Origin of the sequence: Moorena sp. SIO4E2 (genome assembly GCF_010671945.1) — a bacterium.
Taxonomy (GTDB): domain Bacteria; phylum Cyanobacteriota; class Cyanobacteriia; order Cyanobacteriales; family Coleofasciculaceae; genus Moorena; species Moorena producens.
Genome location: NZ_JAAHIE010000808.1, coordinates 1 through 2,718, shown reverse-complemented (window position 1 = coordinate 2,718; position 2,718 = coordinate 1). Strand labels below are relative to the sequence as shown.

At 42.1% G+C, this 2,718-nt stretch carries 2 protein-coding genes; both read left to right on the top strand.

All coding sequences use genetic code 11. The annotated features are described in order from the left end of the window. Window positions 1–1,772, top strand: a 1,772-nt coding sequence (locus tag F6K37_RS37515) for a condensation domain-containing protein (RefSeq protein ID WP_287256105.1), incomplete at its 5' end; no start/stop codon positions are given. A gap of 18 nt (window positions 1,773–1,790) precedes the next feature. After that, the gene (locus F6K37_RS37510) at window positions 1,791–2,708 is read left to right on the top strand and encodes a condensation domain-containing protein (protein ID WP_287256103.1); all 918 of its coding nucleotides are present in this window, start codon (window positions 1,791–1,793) and stop codon (window positions 2,706–2,708) included. The last annotated feature ends 10 nt before the right edge of the window (window positions 2,709–2,718 follow it).

The following is a 2,718-nucleotide window of genomic DNA, read 5'->3' as shown; positions in this document are numbered from 1 at the left end:
GGTTGATGGTGTTGTCGCAATTGCCTCTGACTCCCAATGGCAAAGTAGACCGTAAGGCTTTGCCTGTACCGGATGTGGCCAGTAGTGTGTCAACGGAGTATGTAGCTCCTGAAACGGAGACACAGAAGGTATTAGCAGAGATTTGGAGAGAAGTGTTGGGTATAGAACAGGTGGGTATACACGATAACTTCTTTGAACTAGGAGGAGATTCAATTATTAGTATTCAAATAGTAGCCCGTGCCCAAAAAGCAGGTATTCAACTGACGACTAAACAGCTATTACAAAATCAAACCATCGCCGAACAAGCAGCAGTGGCAGGAGCGATGGCAAACGTGCAACATCAACAAGGTTTAGTGACAGGGGAAATACCGTTGACTCCAATTCAGCATTGGTTTTTTGAACAAAATCTCCAACAGATGCACCACTTCAACCAATCTCTGCTGTTATCAGTTTCACCCGATATCAAACCAGATTTGCTATTGCAAGTAGTCGAAAAAATACTAGAACATCACGATGCCCTACGTTTGCGGTATCATAAAACAAGTAATTCTTGGCAGCAAATCAATTCTGGTAAGTTGGAAAGTATGTCATTCCAAGTAGTAGACTTATCAAAATTATCAGAAACTGAGCAACTAACCCTCTTAGAGCAGACAGCAACAGCACAACAGGCCAGCTTAAACCTGAGTGATGGTCCCATAATCAGAGTAGTGCTGTTTAACTTAGGTAGTCAAGTTGAGGGGCGTTTATTAATTATCATTCATCACCTAGCAGTAGATGGTGTCTCCTGGCGCATATTGCTAGAAGACCTATTTGAAGCATACGAACAATTGTCTAAGGGAGAAACTATAAAACTGCCAGAAAAAACTACAGCTTTTCAAGATTGGGCGATGCGCTTAGTAGAATATGGGCAATCTCAAAAGTTGCAGCCAGAACTGGATTATTGGTTAAATCAGCCCTGGTCAGAGATAGTTTCCTTACCGATAGATTATCCAGAGGGAAAAGCCAACAACACTGTAGGCAATGCTGTCAATGTGACTCAGACATTGAGCAAAGAGGAGACAACAGCTTTACTACAGGAAGTCCCATCTGCTTACAACACTCAAATAAATGATGTATTGGTGACAGCCTTAGTCGTGAGTTTAGGAGAGTGGATGGGAACAGAAACAATACTAATAGACTTAGAGGGGCACGGACGAGAAGAATTATTCGCAGATGTTGATTTATCTCGCACGGTGGGGTGGTTTACCAGTATGTTCCCAGTACAGCTACAACTGTCATCAAAAGAAGTTGGGGAGGTGCTCAAGTCTGTAAAAGAACAGTTGAGGGAGATTCCCGAACGTGGCATTGGCTACGGTATTCTACGGTATTTGAATCAGGATGAACAAATCCGCACTCAGCTAGCAGCATTGCCACCAGCAGAGGTGAGTTTCAACTACCTGGGTCAGTTTAAGAGTAGTCAATCTCAACAGGTGAGTTGGCAAGGGGCCTGGGAGTCGACTGGAGCTAATGAAAGTCCTCAAATAAATCGTGCCCATTTGTTGGAGATTAATGCCTTGATTGTAGAAGGTCAGTTCCAAATTATCTGGACTTACAATAGTCGTAATCATGATCCTTTAACCATTGAAAGCCTGGCAGAAAAATACATAAATGTTTTGCAAAATTTGATCGCTCACTGTCAGTCACCAGATGCTCAAGGATTTACTCCTTCAGACTTTCCTGCAGTTGATTTTACTCAGGAAGAACTTGACGATCTAATAGCAGAAATTAACTAAAATTAACTAAGATTAGCAATGGTAGGATCACAAAAATATCAAAAAAACAATAATATTGAGTCGATCTATCCCCTTTCTCCTATGCAAGAAGGGCTCCTGTTTCACACCCTTTCCGACCCCAATTCCGGTGTTTACTTGGAGCAGATTTTACTAACACTCTCTGGTCAAGTCAATCAAGAGACCTTAAAACAGTCATGGCAACAAGTAGTACAACGACATGGAGTTTTACGTACCATGTTTGTTTGGGAGGGTCGTAAACAACCTTTACAAGTGGTGAGAAAACAGGTAGATTTACCTTGGAGCTATTTAGATTGGCAAGATTTGTCCTCAACAGAGCAACAGCAAAAACTAGAAGAATTTTTGAGGGAAGACCGCGAGAAAGGTTTTCAACTGAATCAAGCACCTCTGATGCGATGTACATTGATTAGGCTAGGAAATCAAACTTGTAAACTGATTTGGAGTGTCCACCATATCCTTGTAGATGGTTGGTGCTCCCCTATAATTGTCAAAGAAGTTCTGAGTTGCTACGAATCTTATAATCAAGGTAAGAGATGCAACCTACCACCTGTACCTCCTTACCAAGATTATATTCTCTGGTTACAACAGCAAAATCAAGAGGCAGCAGAAGAATTTTGGCGACAAAGTTTGCAAGGGTTTACTACTCCCACCCCGTTAGTAGTAGAAAGAAGCCAACAACAGCGACGGCAACATTCCTCCTCTTATCAAGAAGAGCAAATCAATTTAGGACAGACAACAACTAAAGCTCTCCAATTCTTAGTTAGAGAGCACCGTCTGACTATGGCTACTTTACTTAAAGCAGCTTGGGCTTTGCTACTAAGTCGCTATAGTGGGGAATCAGAGGTACTCTTTGGGGTAGGGGTATCTGGTCGTCCAGGTAATTTGTTGGGAGTAGAAAAGATGGTGGGGCTGTTATGAATACCTTACC